This window comes from Pseudidiomarina insulisalsae (assembly GCF_003987065.1).
Lineage (GTDB): Bacteria > Pseudomonadota > Gammaproteobacteria > Enterobacterales > Alteromonadaceae > Pseudidiomarina > Pseudidiomarina insulisalsae.
This window is the reverse complement of sequence record NZ_PIPY01000001.1, coordinates 344,758-350,757: the sequence shown is the minus strand read 5'-3', so window position 1 is coordinate 350,757 and position 6,000 is coordinate 344,758. Positions and strand designations below refer to the sequence as shown.

Below are 6,000 nucleotides of genomic sequence, written 5' to 3'. Positions count from 1 at the left end.
GTTGATAGGCGGGGTGTGGAAGCGTAGTAATGCGTTGAGCTAACCCGTACTAATTGCCCGTGAGGCTTAACCATACAACACCGAAGATGTTTAGGGTTGTCTCGAACACATGTTCGACCCTTTACCAGATGGATGTAGCCAAGCAGAGTGGCACGTACTTTATACAATCAGATTCCTTATTGTTGACCAGTTTTGCCTGGCGGCCATAGCGAAGTGGAACCACCTGACCCATTCCGAACTCAGTAGTGAAACGCTTCAGCGCCGATGGTAGTGTGGGGTCTCCCCATGTGAGAGTAGGACACCGCCAGGCTTTAATTTAGATGAAACCCCGAGCTTAACCGCTCGGGGTTTTTTCGTTTTGGGAGCGCGTCGTATCCTTTCTAAAAATTCGAACTATTCCTGCCAAAAAACGCACTATTCATTTGGTTTCGTTGAACTAAAATGAAGCCGTTCACGTAATGAGGCGCATGATGTTAACCAATTCTAAAAACAGTTATGGCTGGGTCGCGATTATTGTGCACTGGCTTTCGGCGCTTGCGGTCATCGGGCTGTTTGCACTGGGCTACTGGATGCTGACCCTAAGCTACTACGACCCTTGGTATCGGCTAGGCCCGTGGTGGCATAAGTCGGTGGGTCTGGTGCTGCTTGCTCTGACATTACTGCGCATAGTCTGGGTAATGTTGAACCCGAAGCCAAGACTTGCCGGTGGACGTTACGAGCGGATCGCTGCATGGCTGGGGCACCTGCTGTTGTACGGCTTATTGCTGGTGACCATGATCAGCGGTTATCTGATCTCGACCGCTGATGGCAGTTCCATTTCGGTGTTTGATTGGTTTGAAGTACCGGCAGTGATCACCTCCATTCCGAAGCAGGAGGAAATTGCCGGTGACATACATTGGTACGCAGCGCTGAGTTTAGTCATTCTGGCCGGTGTGCATGCACTGGCAGCGCTACGGCATCATTTTTGGGACAAGCATGACACTTTAAAGCGTATGCTGCGCCCGCAGAAATCTCAATCTTAGGAGGACGTTATGAAAAAATTAGTACTATCTGCAGCGGTTGCTGCGTTAATGGGCGGCGCCGTTCAGCAGGCGCAGGCGGCCGATTATGTTATCGACATGCCAGGCCAGCACGCCTTCGTTCAATTCAAGATCAGTCATTTGGGTTACAGCTGGCTGTTGGGTGAGTTCACCGACTTTGAAGGGACTTTTAGCTATGATGAAGCGAATCCGAGCGCAGCAAAAGTTAACGTAACTATTGATACCGCCAGCATCGACAGTAACCACGCCGAGCGTGATAAGCACCTGCGCGGTGATGATTTTCTTGCAGTAGACGACTATCCGCAGGCGCGCTTTGTTTCGACCAGCTATACCCCGAATGGCGACGGCAGCGGCGTACTTGCCGGCGAGCTGACGCTACGTGGCGTCACTAAGCCAATTGAAATTGACGTCAACGAAGTGGGCGCAGGCCCTGATCCATGGGGTGGTTTCCGCCGTGGTTTTGAAGGCAACGTCACGCTGACCCTGGCAGATTATGGTATCGACTATGATCTCGGTCCTGCTGCCAAGACCGTCGATATGTATCTATCGATTGAAGGCATCCGTCAATAAGCCCATGGTGACGACGAACCGCTCATTTTAATGGGCGGTTCGAACCATCAAGTCCCGCTTTCTCATAGGCTTCTAACGCCGCAGCCGAGTTCCCCTGTGCTACATAAACCTGCGCCAGGTCAAGCCATACGCGTTGCGACGGAACCAATTCCGCAGAACGGCGTAACGCCCGCTCAGCCAATGACCATTCGTTGGTAATGAGCGCCATCTGCCCCATTGCCTGCAGCAGCAGACCGTTTTCAGGTTCTTTCTTCAACTGGGTTTGTAGATAATCTCTGAGCTCAGGTCCGGCAACCAGTAGCCGCTTATCTAGCAGATGCGCTAACTGCAGTTCACCGCGTTTTAACCCACGCGCCGCGACTTTATCGGCTGCATCGAGCAGTTGGAAGGTTTTGAGAACCCGCAGATAAGCACGGCGGACGGCTGGCTGGCGACGCTCGTCACGGCTTTGTTTGCGCCAAAAAGCCGCCAGTGCGGCAGGGCCTTCACGGCCCACAGCCAGAAAACGCTCACGGTAAGCGTGCTCGGTTAACTCACTTAATTCAGTCGCGCTAAGCACCTCCAGCCGGCGGGCGTCAGGCAAACTTTCCAGTAACTCATCCCAGCAGTGGTTCTGTTCGTAGGCATGTAATGCGACGCGCAGTAACTGCGGGTGTTGCGGGTAATCGCGGCGCAGTTGTTTTAATTCTTGCAGACGTTGCTGCGCAAGATCCGGATCCTGTTGCAGGCTGAACAGCGTTTCAGCAAGCTTCAACTGGCCTGGCTCAGGTGCATGTTGCAACCATTCCCGCGCCTGTGGGTAGTCTTCATTGGCAGCGGCAGCATAGCTGGCCAGTAACGCGACAGTACCGTCATGGCGTAACTGCCAGCTACGGTTAAAGGCGCTTGAGGCACTGCGGTGATCACCATTGACCAGCGCAACGGCGCCTTCTTTCAGTGCCTTTTGTGCTTTGCCGGTGCGTCGTTCACCAAACCACTTGACGCCCCAGGCAGTGCCTCTGACCAAGCGCATTATAAATTGCCAGATAACGCGTAGCACCACGACCGCCAGGGTAAGCAGAATGACCGCCGCGACCAGGCTGGTTTCAACAGTATAATTACCAAGTGCAATCAACACATAACCGGTATTACCGTCCCATAATGGCCCGATAAACAAGCCGGCAATGAGCAACAGAATCACGATCCATGCATATTTCATTGACCAGCTCCCGCGTTAATCGCTTCTGCATGACGGTTCATGATAGCCAGGCTACGTAATTGGTCCGGCAGGCTGGGTTGTAGTGACTGCGCCGCCAGTTGGGTCAGATCAGTGCTCAGGGCTGCCAGGTTCAGGTCACTCTCATTTTCCAGCTCAGTCACTAACGCCAGTGCTTCCTGAATGCTGCGTTGAAACAACTCATCGTGCTGGCTCAGCGCGGCTTGCTGGGCCAGCTGAAGTTGCATCAGTACCCGTTGCTTCGCCAATTCAACAAATGCTGCAGAAAGTTGCGGCTGAATCGGCTTTTCCAGGTGCTGTACCCGAATGAGCTGATCAAAAAGCGCACCGGCACTGGCACTTAAATGTTCATACCAAGGTGCGTCTGGAGGTGGCTGTTTAGCGCTGACCGTACGCCCGGGTGCCTGCAAGCGCCACTGTTGTTGTAGCAGGCGCGCGCGCAGGCTGTTTAATTCCATGGCGACCTGCAGGTGCTGATCGGCATCTATGGCACGTAAGGCAACCTTGTCGTCATTAATGGCCTGTCGCGCAGCCTGATAGGCTGGGTTATTGAGAGCGGCCAAATGGGTATCAGCCAAATCCAGCAGCTGCAGAGCGAGCTGTGGCTCTTGATCGATATAGAGTTTGGTGCTGGCTTCTGCGACCAATTGCCGTGCTTCCAGCACCCGCCAGGCTGTCGCCTGAGAAACGTCCAGGCTGGCCAGTTCTGCTTGTACCGCCTGTACCGCACGCTCAAGGTCGGCCTGGGTTTGTGCCTGTTGGCTTAAGCTGCGACGCACTCCCTGTTCGTTTTGCTGCAGTTGCTGCTCAATGGTTGCTGGCAATTCCTGCTGCTGGCGGCGCAACTGTTGTACCTGTTGCTCCAGTTCGCTACGCAGCTCTTTGAGCTGACGGGCCTGCTCCTCACTTTGGGCAACCAGTTGCTGATTGCTGGCAAGCAGGTCCTGATAGACATACCGATAACCAACCCAGCCGGCGGCAATAAGCGCGGCAAGCAAGATGATAATGGTCAGCCACGCAGCGAGCGAGGCCTTCCTCTCGGGTTTTGGCTGCTTGGCTTCGTCCGGGAGCTCTTCCGGCAGTTCTGCTGACGTTGACTTGGTCTCATTGCTCATAAACTAAGATTCCTCGGTTAATTGCAGCGCGCGATGCCATGCATCTACCATAGCAAAACTTGCTGCACTATCGGCAATCATCACACGTTTGCTAATTGCCGCCGGCAACAGCTGTTGTAAGCGGGTACTGGCGACCACCCAGGTACATTCAGCCAGCCAGTCGAGCGCATCTTGCGGTACCGCGGCTAAAAATGCGCCTAATTGCTCAGCACTACTCACCATAATGGTATCAATGCGTTGCCGCCAGTCGCTCATGGTTGCCGCTGACGGTAACTGTGGTACACGTTCGTACACTTCCAGATAATGAACCTCGGCACCACGGGCACGCAACGTATCGGCAAAAAGTTCGCGACCGCCATGGCCCCGAATAATGAGCCAACGCTGGCCTTCAACTTGCTGTAGCTCGGGTAAGGCGAGTAATGCGTCACTATTATGCTCGCGCCATGGACAAACCACAGGACGGTTAATCACCGCTACGATGGCTCTTGCCGAGACCGGCCCTACGGCAAACCAACGGCAAGGCTTCATGGTCTGCCCCGGTGCCCAGGCGTGTACTTGCTCGGCGAAGAAATTCGCGGCATTCACACTCACCATCATTGCTCCGTCCCACTGCGCCTCGAGTACGTCGGCGACCCGTTGCGACGGGTCATCGTAGCTACGGATGCGCAACATACTGGCATTCTCGCTCTGCAGGCGAATACCTGCAGAGGCGGCGCGCTGCTGCAATAAATCGCGCAGCTCAGCAGCTTGTTGATTAGGACGAAGGATGAGAACCTGCTTCATGAGTGCAATTCGTTCTCCGCGTAAACGTCGTTCAGAATTTTCCCCGCGCCACGGGCCAGCAAGTATTCCGCCAGTTCGGTACCAAGCGCTTCGGCATGGTCACGGTGGCCTTTTATATCGCCTTCAATAATCTCACTGCCATCGGGACGACCCACCAGACCGCGCAAATGCAGTTGATCTCCGTCGAGTTCGGCATAAGCGCCAATGGGTACCTGGCAGCCACCTTGCAGACGGCGGTTCATGGCCCGCTCGGCCAGCACACAACTGCTGGTATTGGCACAGGTCAGTGGGGCGAGCAGCGCTTTGGTATGCAAGTCATCACTGCGACATTCAATGCCGAGCACACCCTGGCCATTCGCCGGTAAACAAATCTCTACCGGCAGGCGCTGACGAATGCGCTCACCGAGTTCCAGTCGAATTAATCCAGACGCAGCGAGAATAATAGCGTCATATTGTCCGTCGTCGAGTTTCCCCAGACGCGTTTGTACGTTACCGCGCAAATCCTGTACCTTCAGGTGCGGATAATGAGCTAGGATCTGGCACTTACGGCGCAGGCTGCAGGTACCCACGACAGCGCCTTCGGGCAGTTCATCAAGAGTTTTATAATGATTGGAAACAAAAGCGTCACGCGGGTCTTCGCGCTCGCAAATACCAAACAACTCCAGCCCCGGTGGAAACTCCACCGGTAGATCTTTCATTGAATGCACAGCGAGATCGGCACGGCCTTCCATCATTGCAACTTCCAGCTCTTTGACGAACAGACCCTTGCCGCCGATTTTCGCTAACGGTGTATCAAGAATAATATCGCCCTTGGTACTCATCGGCACCAGTTCGACGGTCAGATTGTCATGCAGTGCTTCCAGGCGCGCCTGAATATGTTCGGCCTGCCACATAGCCAACAGGCTTTTTCGGGTCGCAATACGCAGTACTTGTGACATGCTTACTCCGCTTTTAAGGTAATAGCTTGTTCCGCCTGCTTACTGCCTGCTTCGGTCAGCAATTCCCAAAGCTCAGCGCCAGTGCGGTTATCGATCCACTGGCCATCGCGATATTCAAAATGATGACCGTTAAATTTAGTGGCCACCCAGAGTTGCTGTAACGGTGGTTGTTTATTAATGACCATCACCGTACGGTTAGGAAAAGTGATCTCCAACATATCGCCGTCACACTCGCTGTCGATATCAACGCCAGTGTTTTCAAAAGCTGCTTCAATCGCCCAAATCGTCGCTTCGGCGAGTTCATGGTATTCATGGTCTTGCATGTCTACTCCTGGTAA

General features: G+C 54.0%; 7 protein-coding genes and 2 rRNA genes. 4 read left to right on the top strand and 5 right to left on the bottom strand.

The genetic code is table 11. The annotated features are described in order from the left end of the window. The 4 genes from CWI71_RS01575 to CWI71_RS01560 form a co-directional block, all read left to right on the top strand. A 23S ribosomal RNA gene (locus tag CWI71_RS01575) occupies positions 1–74 on the top strand; the annotation flags it as partial. Positions 75–195: 121 nt separating this feature from the next. Next, positions 196–310, top strand: a 5S ribosomal RNA gene (gene rrf, locus CWI71_RS01570). Between the two features lie 160 nt (positions 311–470). Beyond that, positions 471–1,022 carry a cytochrome b gene (locus CWI71_RS01565; RefSeq protein ID WP_126753496.1) on the top strand — a complete coding sequence of 184 codons (552 nt, stop codon included), beginning with the start codon at positions 471–473 and terminating at the stop codon, positions 1,020–1,022. Positions 1,023–1,031: 9 nt separating this feature from the next. Continuing rightward, complete coding sequence (locus CWI71_RS01560) at positions 1,032–1,610, top strand: YceI family protein (protein WP_126753495.1); 579 nt, start codon at positions 1,032–1,034, stop codon at positions 1,608–1,610. A gap of 22 nt (positions 1,611–1,632) precedes the next feature. Here CWI71_RS01560 and CWI71_RS01555 read toward each other — a convergent pair whose 3' ends face one another. The 5 genes from CWI71_RS01555 to cyaY are packed head-to-tail and all read right to left on the bottom strand — an operon-like array spanning position 1,633 to position 5,985. Further along, complete coding sequence (locus CWI71_RS01555; RefSeq protein ID WP_126753494.1) at positions 1,633–2,808, bottom strand: heme biosynthesis HemY N-terminal domain-containing protein; 1,176 nt, start codon at positions 2,806–2,808, stop codon at positions 1,633–1,635. Continuing rightward, positions 2,805–3,941: a uroporphyrinogen-III C-methyltransferase gene (locus CWI71_RS01550; protein ID WP_126753493.1), complete on the bottom strand. Its 1,137-nt coding sequence runs from the start codon at positions 3,939–3,941 to the stop codon at positions 2,805–2,807. The genes CWI71_RS01555 and CWI71_RS01550 overlap by 4 nt, the downstream gene beginning before the upstream one ends. A gap of 3 nt (positions 3,942–3,944) precedes the next feature. Then, positions 3,945–4,724, bottom strand: coding sequence for a uroporphyrinogen-III synthase (locus tag CWI71_RS01545; protein WP_126753492.1), 780 nt, complete (start codon positions 4,722–4,724; stop codon positions 3,945–3,947). Further along, entirely contained in the window at positions 4,721–5,662 is a 942-nt protein-coding gene (gene hemC / locus CWI71_RS01540; protein ID WP_126753491.1) for a hydroxymethylbilane synthase, read from the bottom strand. Before hemC ends, CWI71_RS01545 begins: the two co-directional genes overlap by 4 nt. Before the next feature lie 2 nt (positions 5,663–5,664). Continuing rightward, positions 5,665–5,985: an iron donor protein CyaY gene (gene cyaY / locus CWI71_RS01535; RefSeq protein ID WP_126753490.1), complete on the bottom strand. Its 321-nt coding sequence runs from the start codon at positions 5,983–5,985 to the stop codon at positions 5,665–5,667. Between the last annotated feature and the right edge of the window lie 15 nt (positions 5,986–6,000).

Bases quoted from the DNA above. Each gene is read 5' to 3' on its own strand.
- CWI71_RS01565 (WP_126753496.1), top strand. From the start codon at position 471: ATGTTAACCAATTCTAAAAACAGTTATGGCTGGGTCGCGATTATTGTG.
- CWI71_RS01560 (WP_126753495.1), top strand. From the start codon at position 1,032: ATGAAAAAATTAGTACTATCTGCAGCGGTTGCTGCGTTAATGGGCGGC.
- CWI71_RS01555 (WP_126753494.1), bottom strand. From the start codon at position 2,808: ATGAAATATGCATGGATCGTGATTCTGTTGCTCATTGCCGGCTTGTTT.
- CWI71_RS01550 (WP_126753493.1), bottom strand. From the start codon at position 3,941: ATGAGCAATGAGACCAAGTCAACGTCAGCAGAACTGCCGGAAGAGCTC.
- CWI71_RS01545 (WP_126753492.1), bottom strand. From the start codon at position 4,724: ATGAAGCAGGTTCTCATCCTTCGTCCTAATCAACAAGCTGCTGAGCTG.
- hemC (WP_126753491.1), bottom strand. From the start codon at position 5,662: ATGTCACAAGTACTGCGTATTGCGACCCGAAAAAGCCTGTTGGCTATG.
- cyaY (WP_126753490.1), bottom strand. From the start codon at position 5,985: ATGCAAGACCATGAATACCATGAACTCGCCGAAGCGACGATTTGGGCG.